This window comes from Rhodococcus daqingensis (assembly GCF_042665615.1).
GTDB classification, from domain to species: Bacteria; Actinomycetota; Actinomycetes; order Mycobacteriales; family Mycobacteriaceae; genus Rhodococcus_G; species Rhodococcus_G daqingensis.
Genome location: NZ_JBHTCS010000010.1, coordinates 156893 through 179846 on the forward strand (window position 1 = coordinate 156893; position 22954 = coordinate 179846).

Below are 22954 nucleotides of genomic sequence, written 5' to 3' on the forward strand. Positions count from 1 at the left end.
GTCCGATCTTCGTCGCGCGGCGCTGGTCGACGCCGTGATTTCGGACCTTAGGATAGGCTATCTACCCTTAGGGCAGGCAAACCACCCGGTGCGCGCAGTACCGATGTCGAGTCGCAGTGAAATCCCTCACCGGGCGCTCTGTCGGCGTGCGCTGATTGCGCCGTGAGGCCTGTAGCCGCTCCCCGTTCGGGTATGCGTCTCGATCAGTTCGAAGCCTGCCGTGACCAACTCCTGGCCGAGTTCAGCCACAGGCCATCGATAGGCGGTGGTGACGGCATGGTCGAAGGCCCCTACGGTCGCTCCCTCGAAGAAGCCCACCAACAACCCTCCGCCCGGCCGAATCACGCGCGCGAACTCGGCGAGCGGAGTCTGGATGTCCTGGGGACTGTGGTGAATGAGTGAGTACCAGCAAAGGGCACCACCCAGTGATCCCGGCGCGGCGTCCAACGCCTCGAAGCCGCCGACCTCGAAGGAGAGATCTGGATACTGCACACGAGCTCGTTCGACGAACTCAGGAACCAGATCGATCCCGCTCACGGCCAGTCCGCACCGGGCCAAGAGGTCTGTCCACTGCCCCGGACCACACCCGGCGTCCAGCACGGGACCTGTCAGGGTGGCGGCCCAGCTGCTCACCAGAGCCCGATCGGATGGGTGTGTCGATGTCACCGAGCCGAAGAGATCCACGTATTCCTGGGATCTGGCCGAGTACGACTCTCGGACGATGTCGCCTTGTCGGGCGCTCGTGTTCTCCATGCCGTCCATGATCGTCGACGCACATCGACTACAGACCAGAGCGATTGGGGACGCGACTGAAGTTTTTTTGTTCGGGGCTTGACCTTGCCCCTGGGGCAAGGTTCGACGATGGATCGCATGACCAACAACGCACTGCACACCATCGAAGCCCAGATCCGCGAACAGGCCGCCGCCTACTGCGAGTCGAACAACGTCCCCGGTTTCGTCGCCGGCGTCTACCACGCCGGCGAGCAGATCGTCGTCGCGCACGGCACCGCGAACGTCGCCACCGGCGCACCGATGCTCGAAGACACCGGATTCCTCTTCGGCTCCGTCACCAAGGTCCTGACCACCACGCTGGTTCTCCAACAGGTCGAGCGCGGAGTCCTGGACCTCGACACGCCGGTGGTGAAGTACCTACCCGACTTCGCCCTGACCGCACCGGGCGCGGCGGACAACATCCTTGTCCGCCACCTGATCTCGCACACCAACGGCATCGACGCGGACCTGTACTTCCCCGATGCCAAGGGCCGCGACGCCCTCAAGACCTACGCCGACGGCCTCGCGAGCAACGGCGGCACCCTGTTCGAACCCGGAGAGCAGCTCAGCTACTCCAACGGCGGCATGATCATCGCGGGACGTCTGCTGGAGGTGGTGACCGGCCTGCCCTTCCCCGACCTGCTCGAGCGCGACATCTACGCGCCGGTCGGCATGCAGGACTCTTGCACCTCGGCCGAGCAGGCCATCCTGCGCAGCACCGCGGTCGGCCACTTCAACGACCTGGAGACGATGGCGGCCAAGCCCACCGGCATGTTCACGCTGCCCGACACCTGGGGCCCGGCAGGCGGCACGCCGATCGGCACCATCGCCGACCTGCTCGCCTTCGGACGCACCCACCTCGCGGGCGGTGAATCCCCCTCCGGCACACGGGTCCTCTCGACCGAGTCGACCGCGCTGATGCAGCAGGTCGCCTACGACATGGCCAGCCCGAACGTCCCGCCGATCGGCCTGGGTTGGGTGCTGTACCCGTTCGACGACACGACCGTCCTCGCCATGTCGGGCGCGTCGCCCGGCGGGGTGTCCATCCTGTGCGTCGTGCCCGAACACGACCTGGTCTTCACCGCTTTCGGTAACACGCCGGGGGCGATCATGCTGCAGGACCAGATCCTGCAGTGGCTCCTGAGCGAGCATCTCGGCGTCCAGATCCCCACGCTGATCACCGAATTGGAGCAAGACGTCGACCTCACCCCGTACGTGGGCACCTACCGTTCCAATCAGCTCCGCATCGACGTCAGCATCGTCGATGGACAGCTGGAGGAGCGGGTGACCTACGAACCGGCGGACGAATCGCAGGACCGGATCTTCACCGAGTTCGCCGGCGGCATGACCTCCGCCCCGCCGCAGCGCTACGTACCGCTCCGGCCCGGCCTGTTCGCACCCGCCGGATACCCGCTCGAGGCGTTCGACGGATACCTGCGACTGCTACTCGTCTCCTACCACGACGTCCGCGACGGCCAGGCACGCTTCCGCAACGGCGGCGGCCGCCTGACCCGCCGGGCCTGACCGTCAGGAATTCGCGTCGCAGCAAAGAGATTTCCCGGAACCTGTCACACTCCCGCCGCCCCGAGCGTCAGTGCTGTGTAGACGCCAACCGAAAGAGAGCAGCAGCCATGACGAACACCACCACTTCCATCTCGCGGATGCCCAACCCCGGCGAGTTCGTGCCGGAGCTGAAGGACATCAGCGCCGCCCTGTTCCGCGCCACCGGCAACCAGTCGGTCCCCCGCGCCACGATGAGCCTGGTCCACCTGCGCGCCGGGCAGATCGTCGGCAACACCTACCTGACCATCCTGAACACCGGTTTCCTCCGCAAGGCCGGGGAGTCCGAGGAGCGCATCACGGCCGTGTCGTCCTGGCAGGACGCCCCGTACTTCACCGAGGCCGAGCGAGCAGCGCTGGCCCTCGTGGAGGCGGTCCTCCAGCCCGCCCCGCACGGCAAGGAGCGCGTCAGCGACGAGCTGTACGCGGAGGCGGCCCGGCACTACGACGAGAAGGCACTGGCCACCCTCACCATTGCGATCGGCCAGATCAACTTCTTCATCGCCCTGGCCCTGATCGGCAAGCCCCAGCCGGTCGCCTCGCTCGCCGACGAGCAGTGGGACTGACCTGATCCCTCCGTCACGAGGCCGCTCAGGGCAGGGGCGGGGCTCCACCTCCCGAGGTGAAGCCCCGCCACCGGCCGACCCCGCGCGAGCGGCGCGTCCTCGTCGCCCAGTGCAAGGATGTCCAACATGATCACGATCGGCCAGCTCGCCGACTACGCCGGGGTGACCACCAAGGCCATCCGCCACTATCACGAGCGCGGTCTGCTCGCCGAGCCCGATCGCGACTCGTCCGGCTACCGGCGCTACACCGCCCAAGACGCGATCGACCTCGTCAAGATCAGGACCCTGGCCGATGCGGGCGTGCCACTGGCCCGCATCAAGGACCTCCTCGAGGCCGGCTCGGACGCGCTCACCGCGGCCATCTCGGAGATCGATCGCAACCTCCGAGACCGCATCGCGCAGCTGCGGCGAACCCGCGATCAACTCGCCCAGTTGCGCGGCGGTGACCGGCTTTTCGTCTCCCCGGAAGTCGCCGACTATCTCGGCGAGTTGCGTGAGCTCGGCGTCAGTGAGCGCCAGTTGCGCCTGGAACGCGACGGCTGGATCCTCATGCAGACCGCCTCACCCGAGGACGCCGCCGTGTGGATCGCCGAAAAACGCGAGCTCATAGCCGATCCCGAGTTCCGCGTCGTCTACCTCGAACACGACGCCGCCTACGACTGGTCGCCGGACGATGCCCGCCTCCCCGCCCTCGCGGACCGCACCCGGAACTGGTTCGCCAACCGCGACAGCCGATCCGAGACCCGCCCCGTCCACAACCCGACTATCGCCCGGCTGGCGGCAGTTTCCCAGCCCGGAGCGTCGTCCCCGGCTTGGGACCGCCTCGCCCAACTCGTGAAAGGCTCGCCCAACTCATAGAGGCGAAACCTGAAGCTAGCCGGTGAGGAAGTCCAGGATCGCGGAGTTCACCGCTTCGGGGCGCTCGAGGTAGCCGTAGTGGCCGCAGTCCGGCAGCTCCACGTAGTTGGCGCCCGGGATGGACTTGGCCACCTCGGCGGCCAAGTGCGGCGGCACCAACCGGTCGTCCGCGAACCCCACCGCCAGGCAGGGCCGGGTGATCCGGCGGTACGCGGCGAGGCGGTCACCGAAGTCGTCCAGGTTCTGCTGGGCGCGCACCCCGCGGCTCGTCTCGGCCTTGGAGAAGGCGAAGATGTCGAGCCAGTCCTGCGCCGCCATCTGGTCGACCAGCGAGGCGGGCGAGAGGTTGAGCACCGCGGTGATCGCGGCCCGGTAGCTCGCCGGCAGCGTGATGCCCTGTGCGTCCAGTTCCCGCTCCCCCTCGGACAGCGCCTTCTGCAGCGCGACCCGGCGACCGTGCGCGGCCAGGAAGACTGCCTTGCGAACCAGCTCGGGACGGGTGAGCGCGAGCTCCTGCGCGACCCGCGCGCCGAGCGAGGTGCCGATCACGTGGGCCGGACCGCCGAGGTGCTCGATCAGCGCCGCGGTGTCGGCGACCATGTCCTCGATGGTGATGCCGTCCACGCACTCGTCGGTCGGCGCGATGCCACGGTTGTCGAAGGTGCACACGCGGTATCCCGCGGCCAGGAGCGCCGGAACCTGGTGCAGGTCCCACACCCGACCGGGGCTGCCGGTCCCCATGATCAGGACGACCAGATCGCCTGAGCCTTTGACCTGGTAATTCAGCTGAATCCCATTGATCGTGGCGAGGGGCATCGACGAGCCTTTCTGGCGGGAACCGGGACGCGGCCCGGCACCGGCGCTATGGATAGCCTAAGCTAGCCCCGCGTCGATCACATCGACGGCAATTGTCGCGCTCGGCCAGGAGGAACCCGTTGAGAGTCGCCACGCTCGGATACCAGACCTGGGGTCACCGTACCCTGCAGGCGCTGCTGGATTCCAAACATGAGGTGGTGCTCGCCGTCACCCACCCCAAGAGCGACCACGCATACGAGAAGATGTGGGCCGATTCGGTCGCCGACCTCGCCGCCGAGCACGGCGTGCCGGTGCACATCGCGAACAAGCCCGACGAGGATTTCAAGGCCGCGCTCAAGCAGGCCGAACCGGACATCATCGTCGCGAACAACTGGCGCACCTGGCTGCCCAAGGACGTGTTCGACGCACCCCGCTACGGCACCCTCAACATCCACGACTCGCTGCTGCCGAAGTACACCGGGTTCTCCCCGCTGATCTGGGCGCTCATCAACGGCGAGGAGGAGGTGGGCCTCACCGCGCACCTCATGGACGAGGAACTCGATGCCGGCGACATCGTGCTGCAGCGCTCCACTCCGGTAGGCCCGAAGGACACCGTCACCGACCTGTTCCACCGGACCGTCGACATGATCGGTCCCATCACCGTCGACGCCCTCGACCTGATCGAGTCCGGCCGCACGGACTGGACGCCACAGGACCGGTCGCAGGCCACCTTCTTCCACAAGCGCGCCACCGAGGACAGCCGGATCGACTGGACCTGGCCCGCCGAGGTCATCGAGCGGCTCGTCCGCGCGCAGTCCGATCCGTACCCGAACGCGTTCACCCACTTCAAGGGCCAGCGCATCCGCGTCATCGAGTCCTCGGTGTCCAAGGGCTGCTACGGCGGCACCCCCGGCCGGGTCTTCATCCACGAGGGTGACGGCATGGTCATCGTCACCGGCCCCGACGCGTGGAGTGGCCGCAACCGGGGCCTGTCGATCGAGCGCGTCCGCCTCGACGACGGCACCGAGATGACCGGCAAGGAGTTCTTCCCGCACGGCGGCGGCTACCTGAGCTGACGACCCCGCTCGGTGACGGCCGTCACCGAGCCGCGTCGAGTGTGGGCAACCACACCAATTTTGCAGACCTCTGCAACCTTGCAGAGGTCTGCAAAATTCGTACAGTAGATGGCGTGACCCAGGAACTACCCCTGCGCGACCGCAAGAAGGCCGCCACCCGACAGGCACTGAGCGATGCCGCGGTCCGGCTCGCCAGGACGCTCGGCGTCGACGGCGTGACGGCGGACGCCATCGCGTCCGAGGCGGGCGTCTCCACGCGCACCTTTCACAACTACTTCCCGTCCAAGGAAGAGGCCATCCTCTACCGCTTCGAGACCGAAGTGACCGAGTGGGTGCGCAAGCTCCGCGAGCGCCCGGCCGACGAGCCCATCTGGGACTCACTCGAATCGCTGGTCGTCGGCATCGTGATGGATCCCGAGCGCGACCTCACCGACACCTTCGCCGTGATGGCGCTCGTCGAGGAGAGCCCCGCGCTACTGGCCCGCCGGCCCGAACTACACGGGCGCGTCACCCGCATCTTCGGCGAGGCGATCGCCGAACGCACCGGCACCGACGTCGAGCGCGACCTGTACCCGAACCTGCTGCAGATGGCCGCAGGCGCCGCCGCCAGGGCGGCGATCGAACTCTGGATGCAGGGCACCTCCGACTACGCGACCCCCGGCGAGCTCGTCACCGAGGCGTTCCGCCAGCTCCGCGCGGGCATCCCGCAGCCGGCCTCACCGTCGGGTCGCTCCGCAGGCTCCGCTCCCGCCGCCACCCAGAACTGACCGACCCGTCCCACCTCGAAACGAAGGGTCCTCCATGGCCACCTATCTCTATCGGATCGGCAAGTTCGCCTACCGGCGCAAGGGCACGGTCCTGTCCATCTGGCTCACCCTCCTCGTCCTGATGGGCGTCGGCGCCGCGACCCTCTCCGGACCGACCAGCGACTCGTTCTCCATCCCGGGGACGCCCGCGCAGCAGGCGCAGGACCTGATGGCCGAGCGCTTCCCGGAGGCGGCGGGCAGCGACCCCTTCAACTCGCTGAGCGCGCGGTTCGTCTTCGCCGCGCCCGACGGCCAGTCGCTGACCGACCCGGCGAACCAGGCCGCGATGGACGCCGTGCTCGACAAGGTGCGCGGCATCGAGCAGGTCCAGCCCGCCGCGAAGGCCGACCCCGCCACCCCGCCCGCCGCGGGCGAACGCAGCGCGGCCCTGGTCAACCCCGTGGTCGCCCACGACGGCCTGCTCGAGATGGTCACCCAGCAGGCACAGCAGTCCGGCAAGCCGCTCGACCGCGCGCTCGCCGACGCCCAGGCCCTGTCCTCGCTCAGCGCGGACGGGACCGTCGGCTACGTCGACGTGCCGTTCACCGGCGAGGTCACCGACGTCACGGAGGATCTGACCGCCCAGATCGACGCCGCCGCCCAGATCGGCCGGGACGCCGGGCTGAACGTTCAGCTCAGCGGCAGCGCCGCGCAGGTCCAGGAGGCGCCCGGCGGGACCACCGAGCTGATCGGCATGGCCGTGGCCGCGGTCGTCCTCATGATCACCTTCGGCTCGCTCGTCGCCGCCGGGCTGCCGCTGATCTCCGCGATCATCGGCGTCGGCATCGGCAGCCTCGGCATCACCATCGCGACCGGATTCACCGAACTCGGATCGATGACGCCGACCCTGGCGATCATGATCGGGCTCGCCGTCGCCATCGACTACTCCCTGTTCATCGTCTCGCGCTTCCGGCACGAGCTGACGGTCACCGACAACCGCGAGGAGGCGGCCGGACGCGCCGTGGGCACCGCCGGATCCGCCGTGGTCTTCGCGGGCCTGACCGTGATCATCGCGCTCGTCGCGCTGCGGGTGGTCGGCATCAAGTTCCTCACCGACATGGGCATGGCCGCCGGATTCTCCGTGTTCATCGCGGTGCTGATCGCGCTGACCTTCCTGCCCGCGATGCTGGGGTTGTTCGGCAGCAAGGTGTTCGCGGGCCGGATCCCGTTCGTCAAGGCCAAGGACCCCGAGTCCGGCTCGATGCAGCCGGGACCGGCCATGCGCTACGCCCGCTGGGTCGCCCGCGTCCCGTTGATCCCGCTGATCGGCGGTGTCCTGCTGCTCGCCGTGCTCGCGGTGCCCGCGGCCGGCCTCAAGCTGGCTCTGCCGAGCCAGGCCACCGGCGACCCCGCGACCAGTGCCCGGCAGGCCTACGACCTGATCGACGAGGGCTTCGGCCCCGGCCGCAACGGCCCGCTGATGGTGGTCGTGGACGCCAGAGACGCCACCGTCCCCGCACCCGAGGCCTTCGGTGACGTGGTGCGGACGATCACCGATCAGCCCGGCGTGGCCAACGCGCAGGTGATCGGCGTCAACCAGGCGGGCGACACCGCGCAGGTCCTGGTCACGCCCACCACCGGACCGACCGATCCGGCGACCGTCGACCTGATGCAGGCCATCCGCGACAGCGAGGCCGGGATGCACGAACGGATCGGCGTCGACTACGGCGTCACCGGCCAGACCGCGCTCGAGACCGACATCTCCGACCGCCTGCAGGACGCCCTGATCCCGTACCTGCTGGTGGTGGTCGGCCTGGCGTTCATCCTGCTGACGCTGGTGTTCCGGTCGCTGCTGGTGCCGCTGACCGCCACCCTGGGCTTCCTGCTCAGCGTCGCGGCCACCTTCGGCGCCACGGTCGCGATCTTCCAGCACGGCTGGGGCGGGCTGATCGGGAACCCGCAGCCGCTGGTCAGCTTCATGCCGATCTTCCTGATCGGCGTGGTCTTCGGCCTGGCGATGGACTACCAGGTGTTCCTGGTGACCCGGATGCGCGAGGAGTACGTCCACGGCGCCTCCGCCAAGGACGCGATGACGATCGGGTTCACCCACGGGTCGCGGGTGGTCACCGCCGCCGCGCTGATCATGATGTCGGTGTTCGCGGCCTTCATCGCGGAGCCGAACTCGTTCATCAAGTCGATCGGTTTCGCCCTCGCCGCGGCGGTCTTCTTCGACGCCTTCGTGGTCCGCATGGTGATCATCCCCGCGGTGATGGCCCTGCTGGGCGACAGGGCGTGGTGGCTCCCGGCGTGGCTGGACCGGATCCTGCCCAACGTCGACATCGAGGGCGAGAAGCTGCAGCGCGAGCTGCCCGACCAGGCGCTCGACGAGGAGGAGCCGGTGGCCGCCCGCTGAGGCGACCCCCCCACCGCAACGACGGAGGCCGGCAGCGCGCTGCGCTGCCGGCCTCGGTCGTTGCTGCACAATCGCAACGGCGCCATCTCTTGCCGCTAGTTTCGAACAGATCCCGCCGGCAACATGAGCACCCGACCGTTGCCTACGTCGGCGACGTACACATCCCCGTTGCGGTGGACGGCAAGCCCGACAGGTCCGTCCAGCCCGGTGAACGGCAGGACGGTCTGCTCGTCGGAACCCGCCGCCAGCATCAAGACCCGGTTGTGCAGGCCGTCGGCGACGAACACGTCCCCAGACTCGCTCACCGCGACGGCGTCGGCGCCGCTGACGTCCGTGAACGGCAGCACAGTCATCGTTCCCGACACGGCGCTCAGCGTCAGAACTGCATTGTTGGCTGTCGAGACATACACGTCTCCGCGATCGTTCACGGCGACGCCGTACGGACCGATGAGCCCGGGAAACGGGAGCACCGTTGCCGTACTCGACCCGGCTGGGAGCACCAGAACCCGGTTGTTCATCGCATCCGCTACGTAGACGTCACCGAACCCGCGCACGGCCACCGCGAGGGGCGCTTTCAGATCCGTGAACGGCAGCACCGTCGGCGAGTCGGAACCGGGCCTGAGCAGCACAACCCGGTTGTTCGCCGAGTCTGCTACATAGACATCGCCGCGGTCGCTGACAGCGATGCCGGACGGGAGGGAGAGTCCGGTGAACGGAAGGACAGTCTGGCTGTCGGCGCCGGCCTCTTGCATGATCACCCGATTGTTCTTCTGATCGGCGACGTACACATCGCCGTCGCCACCGATCGCCAAGCCGAAGGGCTCGTCGAGGTCTTTCAGTGGCAGTACGACCTGCGCTGACGGGGGCTGCGATCCGGGCCACACGATGAACATTGCCGTCGCACCAGCGATCAGCGCTGCCACCACGGCGGCAACGATCGCCAATCTTCTTCGCCACCAGGGCATTCGGGGGGTCGGCGCGGTCGAGTCGGCGAATCGGTCCGGGTGCACCATTTCGGGAGCCGGCTCGGTTCCCTCGGTTGTCGACGGATCGACGACATGCGGCGCCGGTCGAGTTACCGATTCTTGTGCACTCGACAACGCGGCACGGGCGGCGTCAACGAGTTCTCTACACGTGGAGAAGCGATCGTCGCGGTTCTTGGCCATCGCTCGGGCGATGGCGACGTCGAACGCCCTGGGCAATTCCGGGCGAAGCGCGCTCGGTCTCGGAATCGGCGCGTTCAGGTGGGCGTGCATGACCGCGGGGGCCGAGCTGCCCGGATAGGGTGGCTGACCGGTTACCAGGTGAAAGAACGTGCAACCCAACGCATAGATGTCGACGCGGTGGTCGACGTCGCCGCCCCGGATCTGCTCGGGTGCGGCGTAGAGCAGGGTCGCGACCAGCATGCCGGTCTGGGTCAGGTGAAGCGTCTCGTTCATGGACTTCGCGGTGCCCAGATCGGTGAGCAGCACGCGTTCGGGATCGCCGGGGGCGAGCAGAATGTTCGCAGGCTTCACATCGCGGTGAAGCACGCCGGCGCCGTGCGCGTAGTCGAGGGCTTTGGCGGTCTCCGAGATGATGTGCACAGCGCGCTCGACGCCCAGCGGGCCGAACTCGAGCGCCTGCTTGGCGTCGACTCCGGCAACGTACTGCATCGAAATCCACAACAGATCGCCCTCCCGGCCGCGGTCGTGGACGGCGACGATGTTGGGGTGCTCGAGCCGAGCCGTGTGATCGGCTTCCAATTCGAAGCGCGAACGGACGTAATCGTCGCCGGTCCACGACGCGCGCAACACCTTGAGGGCAATCTTGCGAGGCAGATTCGGATGATCGGCGAGGTACACATCGCCCATCCCGCCTCGACCCAGCACCCGTTCGATCCGATAACCGGCGAGAATCGTGCCCGGCTCGAGTTCCCCGCCCACATCGATCACCGCCTTCGGTTTCCCCGACAGAACCGGCAGAGCGACCCTGCCCGAAATTCTATGCCGATCGGGTTCATCCACGGCTCGGCCGGCGCGATGCGCTGCCGGCCTCCGTCGTTGCTGCGACAATCGGGAAACAGGCTTCCACGGACGAGGGGTGGCGACTGTGGCATTGCAGGGGCGAGGTTCGACCGACCGTCCGACGCACATCGTGCGCACGCCCCGATTCTGGCTGGCGCCGCTCGTCGTGGTGTCGCTGCTGATGTCCCTGCTCGCGGCGCTGTACCTGGGTGGGATCCTCGACGCGCGGGCGCACCTGCACGACTTCCCGCTCGCCATCGTCAATCAGGACGAGGGCGACACGGTGAGCACCCCCGAGGGCGACAAACCGGAGAACTTCGGCAACCAGATCACCGACGGACTGGTCGCGAACATCCCCGCGGACAAGGTCGACCTGCAACGGATCGGGATCGCACAGGCCCGGTCCCGGTTGGACAAGGGCGAGATCTACGGGGCGATCGTCATCCCCAGCGATTTCACCAAGCGACTGCTGATCCTCGCCAAGGCGGGCGTCGTTCCCGGCGACGTGGAGAAGCCCGTCATCACCGTCTACACCAACCCCCGCGCCGGGACCTTCGGCGTCGGGCTGGTCACGGGCATCGCCTGGCCGGCCCTCGACGCGGTCAACGACAAGGTCGGCGCGCAACTGACCGAGCAGGTCAACGCTCAGCTCGCCGCGACCGAGGGAGCTCCCGCGGTCGCGGGTGCCGCGCGGCTGAGCCTGGCCGAACCGATCGAGGTGCTCACCACCGCGCACAATCCGCTGCCCGACGGGACCGGCAACGGCCTGTCCGCGTTCTACTACGCGTTGCTGCTCCTGCTCGCCGGGTTCACCGGAGGCATGATCGTGAACGCGCTGGCGGACGGGATGCTCGGGTTCGCGCCCACCGAGTTCGGCCCGCGGTACGTGCACAACCCGACGGTCGAGATCTCCCGGTTCCGGACGCTGCTGGTCAAGTGGGCCGTGATGGTGGTGCTCGCCCCGCTCGTCTCGGGGCTGTACCTGGCGATCGGCCATGCCCTCGGCATGCCCGTCCCGAACCCGCTGGGGCTGTGGATGTTCGGCGCGTTCGCCATCGCCGCGGTCGGCATCACCGCGCTGTCGGTGCTCGCGGTCTTCGGGACGGTCGGCCTCCTGGTCAACCTGATCCTGTTCGTGATCCTCGGTTTGCCGTCCTCGGGCGCGACCATCCCGATCGAGGCGACCCCGCCGATCTACGGCTGGCTGGCGAACTTCGAGCCGATGCACCAGGTGTTCCTCGGCACCAGGGCACTGCTCTACTTCACCAGCGGCGCGGGGGGCGACCTCGCCCACGCCGTGCTGATGACACTGGTGGGCCTGGTGATCGGCCTGGTTCTCGGCGCGACGGTGACGCTGCTCTACGACAGGAAGGGCTTCCACCGCGGGGCGGTCCGCCCGGCGCACGGTCAGCCGTTGTGACGCTGGTGGTAGCGCGCGACCCGAACGCGGTTGCCGCACAGCGCGGGTGAGCACCAGCGGCGGCGGGGGTGGGCGGGCAGGAACCGCATGGTGCAGTGCGGGCCCTCACACCCGCGCACCTTGACGACGTCGGGATCGGTGAGCAACTCGACGGCGGCTTCGGCCAGCCGGGCGAGCAGCCGGTCCCGCTCGTCGCCGTCTCGGCGGATGTCGGCGATCAGCCTCGCGCCGTCCCAGGTCGCGACCGGGTACGGCGGCGCCGCCCGGACGGCCCGATTCAACGCCTCCACCGCGTCCGGCGACGGCCGAGCGCCCTGCCGCACCTGCTCCACCGCTTCGGCCACGTGACGGCGCAACACCCGAACCGCGGCGAGGTCGGCTGCGGTGGGCGGCGACGAGAGCGGGGCGAGCCGGTCACCCTGCTCGGCCAGCCAGGACTCGAAGCTCTCGGCGGTGTCCAGTGCGTCGATCACCCCGCTCGGGGTGTGCGCGCGCGTGTTGATCAGATCCAGCGCCAGCGGTTCGCCGGTCAGAAACCCCATGTGGTTAATGCTACATCAATCACTTGACACATTAGCGAGGCGCCGACTAGAACTAATGCAACATCGACCGAAAGAGGCATGTGAGATGACGATCCAGATCCCCCGAATCAGCCACGGATACGTCGACGTCGATGACGTCCGGGTCTTCTACCGCGAGACCGGTCCCGAGGACGGGGTGCCGCTCCTGCTGCTGCACGGTTTTCCGACGGCCTCGCACCAGTTCGGTCGACTCATGGACGCGCTCGGCTCCCGCTATCGGCTGATCGCGCCCGACTACCCGGGATTCGGCCACACCGAGGCGCCCGCCGACTTCGTCTACTCCTTCGACCGTCTTGCCGATGTGCTGGAGGGCTTCGTCACCGCGAAGGGGCTGGACCGCTTCGTCATGTACCTCTTCGACTTCGGCGGCCCGATCGGGCTTCGACTGGCGACCCGGCATCCCGAGTGGATCGCCGGCCTGATCGTGCAGAACGCCAACGCGTACGACGAAGGACTGTCCGAGCTGGCCAGGGACACAATCGCCGCGCCGGCCGACCAACTCGACGGGCTGTTCACGCTGCCGGTGACCCGGGGCCAGTACGAGGGCGGCACCACCAAGACCGAGCTGATCGCCCCCGACGGATGGACGCTCGACCAGCATTTCCTCGACCTGCCCGGCCGCAAAGACGCCCAGCGCGCCCTGGCCTTGGACTACAAGAGCAACGTCGCCCTCTACCCCCGGTGGCAGGCATGGCTGCGGGAGCACCAGCCGCCGACGCTGATCCTGTGGGGGCGCGGTGACGCCTTCTTCCCCGAGCCGGGGGCCCGCGCGTACCTGCGCGACCTGCCGGACGCCGAGCTACACGTGTTCGACACCGGGCATTTCGCCCTGGAGGAGAACCTCCCCGAGATCGCCCCGCTCGTCTCCGAATTCCTCGAAAGGCGCTCACCCACCCTCGAGGACGGGTCCTTCATCCGCGAACGGTTCACAGCCGCCGCGAAGGGTTGACCTCGCATCGGTTGTGGTCGGTCTGGCCCTACCGGCCGGACCAGGCCGACCACAGCTGCGCGTACCGCCCGCCCGCCGCGACCAGCTCGTCGTGGGTGCCCTCCTCGACGACCTCGCCGTGTTCGAGCACGAGCACCCGGTCCGCGGTGGCCGCCTGGGTCAGTCGGTGGGCCACCACCAGCGTGGTGCGCCCCCTGGTCGCCGCCTCCGCCGCCACCTCGAGGTCCTGCGCGCCGGCGCTGCCCGCCTCGGCGGTGGCCTCGTCGAGGATGGCGACCGCGGGGTCGGCCAGGACGAGGCGAGCGAGTGCCAGCTGTTGGGCCTGGGCCGCGGTCAGGGCGTGCCCACCCTCACCGACGGCGGTGTCGAGCCCGTCGGCGAGGGCGTCCACCCAGCCGAGCGCGCCGACGGTGTCCAACGCCGCCCGCGCCTGCAGGGCGGTCGCATCCGGCCGGGCCAGACGCAGGTCCTCGATCAGCGGGCCGGCGAAGACGTGCACCTCCTGGCTGACGATCACCACCCGCTCGCGCAGGCCGTCCCCGAGCTCCGCCAGCGGGACCCCACCGATCGACACGACGCCCGCGGTGGGGGTGACGGTGCCTGCCGCGATCGCCGCGACGGTCGTCTTGCCGGCACCGGTCGAGCCGACGAGCGCCACCCGCGCCCCGGGCTCGATGCGAAGGTCGATGCCGCGCAACACCTCCCGGGACCCGTCGTAGCTGTGCCGGATGCCGGCCAGGCTCAGCTCGGCCGACGCGGGCTCCGCCCCCGACGCGGGCTCGGTCTCCGCGGGGATGTTCACCACGCCGACCAGTCGCGCCAGGCTGGCGCCCGCCGACTGCACCTCGCCGAACGTGTACATCAGCATGCCGATCGGATTGAACAACCGGTGGAACAGCAGCGCGGCCGCGGTGGTCTCGCCGACCGTCACCAGATCGCCCTTCACCAGGGCGAAGCCGACCACCAGGATCACCGAGAGCCCCACGAACTCGGCCCTGTTGCCGCGACCCGCGAAACGGGTGAAGAGCGTGAACACCCCGGTCGCGATGTCCCGGGCCTTCCCCGACGCCCGGTCGATCTCCGCCAGGTGGGTGTCCTCGAGCCCGTAGGCGCGAACCGTGCGGGCGCCCTGCATGCTGCTGATCAGCGCCTGGGACCGCTCCCCCATCGCCACCCGCTCCGCCGCGAACATCGGGCCCGACCGCGGCAGGTACCAGCGCAGCGCGAGCGCGTACATCGGCAGGGCGACGGCACCCGCCAGTCCGAGCCGCCAGTCGATGCCGAGCATCGCGACCATGCTCAGCGCCACCAACAGCACCGCCGAAACCAGGTTCGGCACCACATCGGAGACGGCCTTGCCGATCACGGAGATGTCGTCGCCGACGCGGGACAGCAAGTCCCCCTTGCCCACCCGCTCGACGGTCGCGATCGGCAACGTCAGCGCCCGGTCGACGGTCCGCTCGCGAAGCCGCGCCAGCATGCCCTCGCCGAGACGGCTGATCAACACCGAGCCCCAGCCGGCGAACAGTCCGCCGAGCACTGCCGCGACGGTGATCACCGCGACCACCCCGACGATGATCTCGGTCGGCGCCTGCGCCCGCACCCGGTCGACCAGGATCCCGAACACGTAGATCGGCACCAGGGACACCGCCGCCCCGACCGTGCCGACGCCGAGGGTCAGCGCGGTCAGACCACGGGTGCGGGCGAACTCGGCCCGGAGCCACGCCCAGCTCTCCCCCGCCGTCGCGATCGGGAGCAGGGGCCTGCGCTCTGCGGTGACGCTCATCGCAGCACCACCTTTCGGTAGTTCTCGTCGGCGGTGGCGAGGTCGGCGTGGGTGCCCTCGCCGACCACACGGCCCTCGTCGAGCACCAGCACCCGGTCCGCGACCGACAGCAGCGCGGGGCTGCTGGTGATCAACACGGTGGTGTGCGCCCGTTCGGGGGCCTCGTGCCCGTTCACTCCATGTCGCATCCGCGAAATACCCTCCGCGATGGCCTGTTCGGTCACCGCGTCGACGGCGGTGGTCGGATCGTGCAGCACCAGCACGGGCGCCCGCGAGAGCAGCGCCCTGGCCAGCGCCACCCGCTGGCGCTGACCGCCGGACAGGCTCGCGCCGCGGTCCGTGACGGGCAGGTCGAGTCCGTCGGGATGCGCGTCGACGACGTCCACCGCCGCGGACGCGGTCAGCGCCCGGCGCACCTCGGTGTGGTCGGCGTCGGGGCTGCCCGCCAGCACGTTCGACCGGACGGTCCCCGCGAACAGATCCGTGTTGTGCGGCTCGACGAGAACACCGCCGCGCGCCTGCGCGAGGTCGATCTCGGCCAGCCGCACGCCCCCGACGGTCACGGTGCCGTCGTGGTCGTCGGGCGCGACGTGCCCGGACAGCAGGTGCGCCAGCGCCTCCGCGTCCTGCGGACGATGGGCCAGCACGCCCACCAACTCGCCGGGGTGCGCGCGGAGGTCGAGGCCGCGCAGCGACCGGTAGCTGACGTCGGCCAGTTCCAGCGTCACGCGGGACGGCAGCGACTGCGACCCCGCCGGGACCATCGGGTCCGCATCGAGCACCAGCGCGAGCCGGTCGGCGGAGGCCCTGGCGGTAGCGAGGAAGCCCGGCATCCGCGCGAGGGTGCCGAGCGGCTCGATGAGGAACTGGGACAGCCCGACCACGGTGATCAGTTCGCCGATCGTGATCCGGCCCTGCAGGGCGAACCAGCCGGCCACACCGGCGACGCCGACGGCCAGCAGCGCGCTGACGGTCACCGAGGCGCCGACGAAGATCCCGGTGGCCTTGGCCGCGTGCAGGGTGGACCGCAGGGCGTCTGCGCTGGCGTCCCGGTAGCGCGCCGCCGCCGCCCGCTCCGCGCCGAGGCCGCGCAGCGGGCGCAGACCGCTCACCAGGTCGGTGGCGGTGCCGGATGCGCGGGCGGTCGCCTCCTGCGCGGCGGTTGCCCGGCGGGTGATCAGCGGGGCAGCGAGCTGCATCAGGCCCAGGATCACGGGGGTGCCGATCAGGACGGCGAGGCCGAGCGGGACGTCGATCACGAGCAGGGTCGCCGCGGAGGCGACCGCGGCGACCAGCGCCGCGACGATGCGCGGGATCACGTCGAGGATCCAGGCCTCCCGGTCCGCGTCGGAGGTCGAGACGGTGAGCAGTTCGCCCGAGCGCAGGTCCGTCCGCACGCCCCTGGGGTGCAGGATCCGGCCGGCCACCTCCACGCGGAGCAGGTGCGCCTCGCGCTGCATCGCGAAGACGATGAAGCGGGCGCCCAGCCGCCAGGCCACCGTCAGCACCAGGAATAGCAGCGCGAGCCCCGCCACCGAGGCGACGAGCGACCGGGTGTCCCCGGTGGAGATCGCCCGGCCGACGATGATGCCGATGGCGATCGGGACCAGTGTCTCGGCGATCTGGTGCACGGCGAGCAGCGCCGTGCCGATCGCCAGCCGTCCCCGGTTCCGTGCAACGGTCCGCCGCAGAATGCCGGCGCCGCCGCCGCCGCGCCCATTCGCGGCACCGCCGCCGCGCCCATTGGCGGCACCGCCGCCGCGCGCAGATGTGCGCACCATCAAGCCTCCCGATCGTGTGCGGCAAACCGACGCCGCTGAAGTTAGTACACCCTAACTGACGTGGAAGTAGCGCCGGACAGCCCGGTTCTCATAGAGTCGCGGACAAGTACGACCTGCCGCAGCACGCGTACTCCGTTCGAGAGGAACAACCGACATGGCCGCGAAGACGACCGCCGAGAACGACATCGCCGACGAGGACCTCGAGCCCTTGGCCGACGAGACCGCCCGCCAGGCCCAGCGAGTTGTCGCGGCATACGCGACAGATGCCGACGAATGCCGGATGCTGCTGTCTATGCTCGGGATCGGCCCCTCGGCCAAGATCGACTAGTCAGCCGGCGCGGCCGCAGCCGCGGCGGCATCCGAACAAAGGAAGACTGTGGGCTCCGCCTCGGAATTTGTTGTCGTTGCCAACCGGTTGCCCGTCGATCTCGAGACCCTGCCCGACGGCAGCACCAGGTGGAAGCGCAGTCCGGGCGGACTCGTCACCGCCCTCGAGCCCATCCTCCGAGGCAAGAAGGGCGCCTGGGTCGGCTGGCCGGGCGTCCCCGACACCGACCTGGGCCCCATCGTCGAGGACGGCATCGAGCTGCACCCCGTGCGCCTGAGCGCACAGGAGGTCGCCGACTACTACGAGGGCTTCTCCAACGCCACCCTGTGGCCGCTCTACCACGACGTGATCGTCAAGCCGGTCTACGACCGCTCCTGGTGGAACGCGTACGTCGAGGTGAATCGGCGGTTCGCCGAGGCCACCTCGGCGGCCGCCGCGCACGGCGCGACGGTGTGGATCCAGGACTACCAGCTGCAGCTCGTCCCGAAGATGCTGCGCATGCTGCGTCCGGACCTGACCATCGGGTTCTTCCTGCACATCCCGTTCCCCCCGGTCGAGCTGTTCATGCAGATGCCGTGGCGCAGGGAGATCGTCGAGGGCCTGCTCGGGGCCGACCTGATCGGTTTCCACCTGCCCGGCGGCGCGCAGAACTTCCTCTACCTGGCGAGGCGCCTGGCGGGCCAGCAGACATCTCGGGGCAACGTCGGTGTCCGGTCCAAGCTCGGCGTGGTGCAGGTGGGCTTCCGCAACGTGCGGGTGGGGGCGTTCCCGATCTCCATCGACTCGGGCCAGCTCGACGAGCTCTCGCGCACGAAGTCGGTCCGGGACCGCGCCAAGCAGATCCGCAAGGAACTCGGCAACCCGGGCAAGATCATGCTCGGCGTCGACCGGCTCGACTACACCAAGGGAATCGACGTCCGCCTCAACGCCATCCGCGAGCTGCTCGAGGAGGGCCGGATGGATCCGGCCCAGAACATCATGGTCCAGCTCGCCACCCCCAGCCGGGAGCGGGTCGAGAGCTACATCCAGATGCGCGGCGACATCGAACAGCAGGTGGGCCGGATCAACGGTGAGTTCGGCCAGGTCGGCAGGCCGGTCGTGCACTACCTGCACCGGCCGATCCCCCGCCAGGAACTGATCTCCTTCTTCGTCGCCGCCGACGTCATGCTCGTGACCCCGCTACGGGACGGCATGAACCTCGTGGCGAAGGAGTACGTGGCCTGCCGCAGCGACCTCGGCGGTGCGCTGCTGCTCAGCGAGTTCACCGGCGCCGCAGCCGAATTGCGCCAGGCCTATCAGGCCAACCCGCACGACCTCGACGGCGTCAAGGACGAGATGGTCGCGGCACTCACCCAGGACCGCGAGGCCGGCCGCCGTCGGATGCGCGCGATGCGACGCCAAGTGCTCGCCCACGACGTGGACCGCTGGGCCAAGTCCTTCCTCAGCGCGCTGGCGCGGGACTCGGTGGCGGGCGGCGCGCTGCTCGGCGACGAGCTCAAGGCGTAGAGCCAACTCACTTCGTAGAGAATCCCGACTGGAGGAGCAGAGCTGTGCCGATCGGTGAACGAACATTGCCCGCGCGTGCAGGAAACGCACTCACGAAGCTGCTGCCTCGACCGAGGAACTCGGAACAGCCCCCCGTTGACGAGGCGCAACGACACCGCCTCGCCGAGGCTGTCGCCTTCGCGCGCGCGAATTCCCCGTACTTCCGGAAGCTGTACGACGGCTTTCCGGAGACGGTCTCGGATGTCGAGATCCTTCCGGTCACCGACAAGCCCTCGCTGATGGAACATTTCGACGAGTGGGTGACCGACCCGGAGATCACGCGCGCAGAAATTGACGAGTTCATCGCAGATCCCGCTCGGGCTGGAGAGGCATTCCTCGGGAAGTATCTCGTCGCGACGACATCCGGCTCGTCAGGCCGTCCAGGAATTTTCTTGGCGAGCCGAGACGAAATGCGCACGGCCAGCGCCGTGGCCGGCGGGGAGATGAACCGTCAGCTCATACGCCGCCTCATCCGATCGACCGCCATCGTGCGCCTGCTGCGCGGAAGGAGGCGGATCGCGAGCATCATCCCGACGGGTGGGCATTTTGCGATGTACTCGCTCTGGAAGTCCGGTTCGGAGGGTACCGACACCAAACGACGCGCAATACATGCCGGAGACCCACTGCCGGAAATCGTCGACCAGCTCAATGAGTTCCAGCCCGCCGGACTCGTCGGATGTGCCGGGACGGTTTACATGCTGGCGAACGAGAAGGAAGCCGGACGCCTGAAGGTCAACCCGGGGTTCATCCAGCTGCTCGGGGAGGGCCTGCCGGAGGATCAGTTCAAAAAGGTCGAATCGGCCTTCGGCGCCGTGAACGTCGATACCTATGCCTGCTGCGAGGCGCCCGGGCTCAGCCACTATTGCGCCGAGGGCTGGCACCATGTTCACACGGATTGGGTGATCTTCGAACCGGTCGATTCGTTGCACCGCCCCACGCCTCCCGGTCAGCGTTCCCACGCTGTGCTGCTCACGGTTTTGTACCGGCGCACGCAACCCATCCTTCGGTATGAACTTGCCGACTCGGTCCTGCAGCGGCCGGACCCGTGCCCCTGTGGCAGTCGCTACCCCGCGTTCCGGGTCCAGGGCCGATCGTGGGACATTCTCGAAACCGCGGATGGCCGACCGGTGGCCCTCGCACAGTTCCTTCTGCTGGCCCTGCGCAGGCGCGTGGGCGGAATACAGTTGATTCAGCTCGAGCAGGACTCACCCAGCCACATGCAGATCCGCTTGGATCCGCAGGAGGGCACCGATCCGGAAGAACTGTGGACCGCCGTGCTGCGCGAACTTCCCGACTTGTTCGCCGAAAGTGGTCTGAGCCACTTCACATTCAGCAGGTCTGCCGAACGTCCGGAATTCAGCCCCAGCGGCAAGTTCCGCTATTTTCAGAAGTCATTCTGATTCACGCGCTGCGGCAGGTGTAGATCCGGTAGTACTGATGCCACAGCTTGCCACGCGGCGGGTGCACCCCGAAGTCCAGGGATGCGCTCGTGAGGATTTCCTCCCACTGCGGAACATCGGGCAGGAAGTTGAGTCCTCGAAAGGCCGACCTCCGGAGAACCCCCAGCTCCGCATCGGTGACGTCGAGCCTTTCTGCTGCGGCGTCGATCTCGTCGAATACCCTGGCGTTGTCCAGCATCGAGCTCGTGCTGTCGTAGGCCTTCTCGAAGTACCCGAACAATCTGGCACTGAGGCTGAACTCGGCCTCGTCGATCTCGGTGTCGCGAAACCGGCGGAGCAGCGTCTGGAATTCCCAGTCCGGCGCCCGAAAGCCCGGCGGAACAACCGCCATTCGGGTGACGAATACGCCGCCCGGGCAGAGTGCTCGCCGAATGAGGTCGACCAGTTCAAGGCAATCGTCTCCGCTCGGGACATTCCCGAAGATCCCGTCGCCGAACACCGCGGAGAATGTCGCCGGATGCCTGCGGAGGAACGTCCCCCAGTCGTCCAGAACGACCTCCTCGGCGATACCCGGGCCAACCCAGTCGCGGTAGATGTCGATGGCAGGGGCGGATGCATCCACGGCCGTGAGCCGATCGAATTCCGCCCCAGCCATGCATCGCAGCTCCGGGGTCATGCCGAGCACAAGAGCGTGTCCCTTGCCCCCGAGCCCACTGACGGCCTGCCGATAGATCGCGATTTCCTCACCATCGGGTGAGGTGGCCGGAAACCTCCGCTGCTGGTCGCCGCTTTCGATTCGCGCGCGGAATGTCGCTTCCTCCCACATGGATTCCCCCTCGTCGAGTCCACACCCGTGTTGCCGATCATCGCGCCGATGAGGGTCAGATGGTACGCGCCCGCTCCTGTTTGCGACGTGGCCGCCCCCTGCCCAACCGGACCGTATGATCCACCTGGCAAGTAGGCAGTCCGGCCGGGGGGGCTCATGAGGCAGGTTGATCCACGCGACGCCGTGTTCGCGTATGTCGAGACGACCTCGGCGAGCCAGACGATGTTGTCGGCGTACGCCTTCGACTCGGGCACAGACTCCCCACCAGACCGGGCCGAAATCCGGCGCTGGGTCACCGAACGGGCCGGCCGGATCGACGTCCTGCGCCAGCGCATGATCCGCGCACCCTTCGATCTCGACCACCCCTACTGGGCCGAAGACCCCGCCTTCGCCGCCGACGATCATGTCGTCTTCCACGACGGCCAGGGCTGGGAAGAACTGCGAACGTTACTGGTAGGCATCCTGCGGCAGCCCTTCGACCCCTCGCGGCCCCTGTGGGAACTCCATATCGTCACGGGCGTCTCCGGGGTGAACGAGATCCCGGGCGAGGCCACCGTGGCGGTCGTCAAGATGCACCACTCGATGGCAGACGGGAAACTCAGCGTTCAGATCGCCCGCCAACTGTTCTCGGAAGACCTGCCGGCCGACGCGCGTCCGGCCGTCGTGGACCCGATTCCATCTCGGCTCACCATCGCCACGCGGGCGCTCGCCGCCCTTCCACGGAACCTCTACCGGCTGGCCGGCGCGGTACCCGAGGCCCGCGCGGTCCAGCGCCTGATTCGGGCGGAACGCGAGCAAGGGATGTACGAGGTTCCGTCCGCTCGGCGCCCGCGGACGGTCCTCAACCAACAGCTCGGGCCGGACCGCGTCTTCGACAGTGTGTTCTTCTCGCTCCCCGAGCTACGGGAGATGAAGATCGAGATCGGCGGCGTCACCGTCAATGACCTGATGATCACCATCATCGGCGCTGCGATGCACAAGTACCTGTGCGAAATCGGCGACACACCAGACGGCTCGCTGGGCGCCGGGATTCCCGTATCGATACGCGACACCGTCGAAGCGACCTCCCGAAACCGGTTCGTCATCACCGCCGTGGACCTACACACCGACCTCTCCGGTCCTGTCGAGCGCGCCCGGGCGATCCATCAATCGGTGCTGGCCGACAAGATCCGCAAGACCAGCCCTGGCGAAACCCGGTCCGATGCGCTCGCCAATTCCATCCCGGGGTTCGTGGTGCGGTACGGGCTCCGCATCATCAGCGCGCTCCCGGCCCGGCAGTCGCCGACCATCGGGCTCGCCAACACCCTCATCACGAACATCCCGAAGGGACCGGCCGACATGAAGCTCTGCGGATCCACCGTCGCCGCGAACTTCGGGTTGGCCCCGCTCGTCGGCCTGGGCGGCGTGGCGCATTCGATCGGCTCATTGGGCGATTCGCTCGCGGTCAACTTCACCGCGGATCCGACACAGCTGCGCGATGATCGCCGCTACGCCGAGCTGCTGCGCGAATCGTTCGACGATCTCAAGGCCGCCGTCTACTCCTGATC

At 68.5% G+C, this 22954-nt stretch carries 19 protein-coding genes; 12 read left to right on the forward strand and 7 right to left on the reverse strand.

The annotated features are described in order from the left end of the window. Window positions 1-126 precede the first annotated feature (126 nt). The gene (locus ACFQS9_RS08480) at window positions 127-753 is read right to left on the reverse strand and encodes a class I SAM-dependent methyltransferase (RefSeq protein ID WP_378403485.1); all 627 of its coding nucleotides are present in this window, start codon (window positions 751-753) and stop codon (window positions 127-129) included. A 117-nt stretch (window positions 754-870) separates the two neighbouring features. On the opposite strand from ACFQS9_RS08480, the gene ACFQS9_RS08485 reads away from it, so the two are divergent. From ACFQS9_RS08485 to ACFQS9_RS08495, 3 genes are all read left to right on the forward strand, one after another. After that, window positions 871-2295, forward strand: coding sequence for a serine hydrolase domain-containing protein (locus ACFQS9_RS08485; protein WP_378403487.1), 1425 nt, complete (start codon window positions 871-873; stop codon window positions 2293-2295). 107 nt (window positions 2296-2402) lie between these two features. Then, entirely contained in the window at window positions 2403-2897 is a 495-nt protein-coding gene (locus ACFQS9_RS08490) for a carboxymuconolactone decarboxylase family protein (protein ID WP_378403489.1), read from the forward strand. Window positions 2898-3023: 126 nt separating this feature from the next. Then, window positions 3024-3755, forward strand: coding sequence for a MerR family transcriptional regulator (locus ACFQS9_RS08495; RefSeq protein ID WP_378403491.1), 732 nt, complete (start codon window positions 3024-3026; stop codon window positions 3753-3755). Window positions 3756-3770: 15 nt separating this feature from the next. Here ACFQS9_RS08495 and ACFQS9_RS08500 read toward each other — a convergent pair whose 3' ends face one another. Further along, a complete protein-coding gene (locus tag ACFQS9_RS08500; RefSeq protein ID WP_378403493.1) occupies window positions 3771-4571 on the reverse strand; it encodes an alpha/beta fold hydrolase in 801 nt (266 codons plus the stop codon). Between the two features lie 119 nt (window positions 4572-4690). Between ACFQS9_RS08500 and ACFQS9_RS08505 the strand changes: the two genes are divergently transcribed. The 3 genes from ACFQS9_RS08505 (at window position 4691) to ACFQS9_RS08515 (ending at window position 8785) form a co-directional block, all read left to right on the forward strand. Beyond that, entirely contained in the window at window positions 4691-5626 is a 936-nt protein-coding gene (locus tag ACFQS9_RS08505) for a methionyl-tRNA formyltransferase (RefSeq protein WP_378403495.1), read from the forward strand. 113 nt (window positions 5627-5739) lie between these two features. Further along, a complete protein-coding gene (locus tag ACFQS9_RS08510) occupies window positions 5740-6393 on the forward strand; it encodes an acyl-CoA-like ligand-binding transcription factor (protein ID WP_378403497.1) in 654 nt (217 codons plus the stop codon). 34 nt (window positions 6394-6427) lie between these two features. Then, entirely contained in the window at window positions 6428-8785 is a 2358-nt protein-coding gene (locus tag ACFQS9_RS08515) for an MMPL family transporter (RefSeq protein WP_378403499.1), read from the forward strand. Window positions 8786-8880: 95 nt separating this feature from the next. Here the strand turns inward: ACFQS9_RS08515 and ACFQS9_RS08520 are convergent, their stop codons facing one another. Continuing rightward, window positions 8881-10920, reverse strand: a complete 2040-nt coding sequence (locus tag ACFQS9_RS08520) for a serine/threonine-protein kinase PknD (protein ID WP_465269921.1) — start codon at window positions 10918-10920, stop codon at window positions 8881-8883. 52 nt (window positions 10921-10972) lie between these two features. Between ACFQS9_RS08520 and ACFQS9_RS08525 the strand changes: the two genes are divergently transcribed. Continuing rightward, on the forward strand, window positions 10973-12211 hold the full coding sequence (locus ACFQS9_RS08525) for a YhgE/Pip domain-containing protein (RefSeq protein ID WP_378403686.1): 1239 nt from the start codon (window positions 10973-10975) through the stop codon (window positions 12209-12211). Here ACFQS9_RS08525 and ACFQS9_RS08530 read toward each other — a convergent pair. Next, window positions 12199-12753 (reverse strand): CGNR zinc finger domain-containing protein, encoded by a 555-nt coding sequence (locus ACFQS9_RS08530; RefSeq protein WP_378403501.1) that lies wholly within the window; start codon window positions 12751-12753, stop codon window positions 12199-12201. The two genes, ACFQS9_RS08525 and ACFQS9_RS08530, sit on opposite strands and share 13 nt — an antisense overlap. An 85-nt stretch (window positions 12754-12838) precedes the next feature. Here ACFQS9_RS08530 and ACFQS9_RS08535 point away from each other — a divergent pair, with 85 nt between their 5' ends. Beyond that, a complete protein-coding gene (locus ACFQS9_RS08535; RefSeq protein ID WP_378403503.1) occupies window positions 12839-13741 on the forward strand; it encodes an alpha/beta fold hydrolase in 903 nt (300 codons plus the stop codon). 28 nt (window positions 13742-13769) lie between these two features. Here the strand turns inward: ACFQS9_RS08535 and ACFQS9_RS08540 are convergent, their stop codons facing one another. After that, window positions 13770-15527: an ABC transporter ATP-binding protein gene (locus ACFQS9_RS08540; RefSeq protein ID WP_378403505.1), complete on the reverse strand. Its 1758-nt coding sequence runs from the start codon at window positions 15525-15527 to the stop codon at window positions 13770-13772. After that, window positions 15524-17308 carry an ABC transporter ATP-binding protein gene (locus ACFQS9_RS08545; protein WP_378403508.1) on the reverse strand — a complete coding sequence of 595 codons (1785 nt, stop codon included), beginning with the start codon at window positions 17306-17308 and terminating at the stop codon, window positions 15524-15526. Before ACFQS9_RS08545 ends, ACFQS9_RS08540 begins: the two co-directional genes overlap by 4 nt. Before the next feature lie 154 nt (window positions 17309-17462). Here ACFQS9_RS08545 and ACFQS9_RS08550 point away from each other — a divergent pair, with 154 nt between their 5' ends. From ACFQS9_RS08550 to ACFQS9_RS08560, 3 genes are read left to right on the forward strand one after another with little or no spacing between them, the layout of a single operon-like run. Beyond that, window positions 17463-17636, forward strand: coding sequence for a hypothetical protein (locus ACFQS9_RS08550; protein ID WP_378403510.1), 174 nt, complete (start codon window positions 17463-17465; stop codon window positions 17634-17636). 48 nt (window positions 17637-17684) lie between these two features. Beyond that, complete coding sequence (locus tag ACFQS9_RS08555) at window positions 17685-19142, forward strand: alpha,alpha-trehalose-phosphate synthase (UDP-forming) (RefSeq protein ID WP_378403512.1); 1458 nt, start codon at window positions 17685-17687, stop codon at window positions 19140-19142. Between the two features lie 44 nt (window positions 19143-19186). Continuing rightward, window positions 19187-20581 (forward strand): hypothetical protein, encoded by a 1395-nt coding sequence (locus tag ACFQS9_RS08560; RefSeq protein WP_378403514.1) that lies wholly within the window; start codon window positions 19187-19189, stop codon window positions 20579-20581. A gap of 1 nt (window position 20582) precedes the next feature. On the opposite strand, the gene ACFQS9_RS08565 is transcribed toward ACFQS9_RS08560, so the two are convergent. Beyond that, complete coding sequence (locus ACFQS9_RS08565) at window positions 20583-21407, reverse strand: class I SAM-dependent methyltransferase (protein WP_378403516.1); 825 nt, start codon at window positions 21405-21407, stop codon at window positions 20583-20585. Window positions 21408-21563: 156 nt separating this feature from the next. Here ACFQS9_RS08565 and ACFQS9_RS08570 point away from each other — a divergent pair, with 156 nt between their 5' ends. Continuing rightward, complete coding sequence (locus tag ACFQS9_RS08570; protein WP_378403519.1) at window positions 21564-22952, forward strand: wax ester/triacylglycerol synthase domain-containing protein; 1389 nt, start codon at window positions 21564-21566, stop codon at window positions 22950-22952. Window positions 22953-22954 lie beyond the last annotated feature (2 nt).

Bases quoted from the DNA above. Each gene is read 5' to 3' on its own strand.
- ACFQS9_RS08480 (WP_378403485.1), bottom strand. From the start codon at position 753: ATGGAGAACACGAGCGCCCGACAAGGCGACATCGTCCGAGAGTCGTAC.
- ACFQS9_RS08485 (WP_378403487.1), top strand. From the start codon at position 871: ATGACCAACAACGCACTGCACACCATCGAAGCCCAGATCCGCGAACAG.
- ACFQS9_RS08490 (WP_378403489.1), top strand. From the start codon at position 2,403: ATGACGAACACCACCACTTCCATCTCGCGGATGCCCAACCCCGGCGAG.
- ACFQS9_RS08495 (WP_378403491.1), top strand. From the start codon at position 3,024: ATGATCACGATCGGCCAGCTCGCCGACTACGCCGGGGTGACCACCAAG.
- ACFQS9_RS08500 (WP_378403493.1), bottom strand. From the start codon at position 4,571: ATGCCCCTCGCCACGATCAATGGGATTCAGCTGAATTACCAGGTCAAA.
- ACFQS9_RS08515 (WP_378403499.1), top strand. From the start codon at position 6,428: ATGGCCACCTATCTCTATCGGATCGGCAAGTTCGCCTACCGGCGCAAG.
- ACFQS9_RS08520 (WP_465269921.1), bottom strand. From the start codon at position 10,920: ATGTGCGTCGGACGGTCGGTCGAACCTCGCCCCTGCAATGCCACAGTC.
- ACFQS9_RS08525 (WP_378403686.1), top strand. From the start codon at position 10,973: ATGTCCCTGCTCGCGGCGCTGTACCTGGGTGGGATCCTCGACGCGCGG.
- ACFQS9_RS08530 (WP_378403501.1), bottom strand. From the start codon at position 12,753: ATGGGGTTTCTGACCGGCGAACCGCTGGCGCTGGATCTGATCAACACG.
- ACFQS9_RS08535 (WP_378403503.1), top strand. From the start codon at position 12,839: ATGACGATCCAGATCCCCCGAATCAGCCACGGATACGTCGACGTCGAT.
- ACFQS9_RS08540 (WP_378403505.1), bottom strand. From the start codon at position 15,527: ATGAGCGTCACCGCAGAGCGCAGGCCCCTGCTCCCGATCGCGACGGCG.
- ACFQS9_RS08545 (WP_378403508.1), bottom strand. From the start codon at position 17,308: ATGGTGCGCACATCTGCGCGCGGCGGCGGTGCCGCCAATGGGCGCGGC.
- ACFQS9_RS08550 (WP_378403510.1), top strand. From the start codon at position 17,463: ATGGCCGCGAAGACGACCGCCGAGAACGACATCGCCGACGAGGACCTC.
- ACFQS9_RS08565 (WP_378403516.1), bottom strand. From the start codon at position 21,407: ATGTGGGAGGAAGCGACATTCCGCGCGCGAATCGAAAGCGGCGACCAG.
- ACFQS9_RS08570 (WP_378403519.1), top strand. From the start codon at position 21,564: ATGAGGCAGGTTGATCCACGCGACGCCGTGTTCGCGTATGTCGAGACG.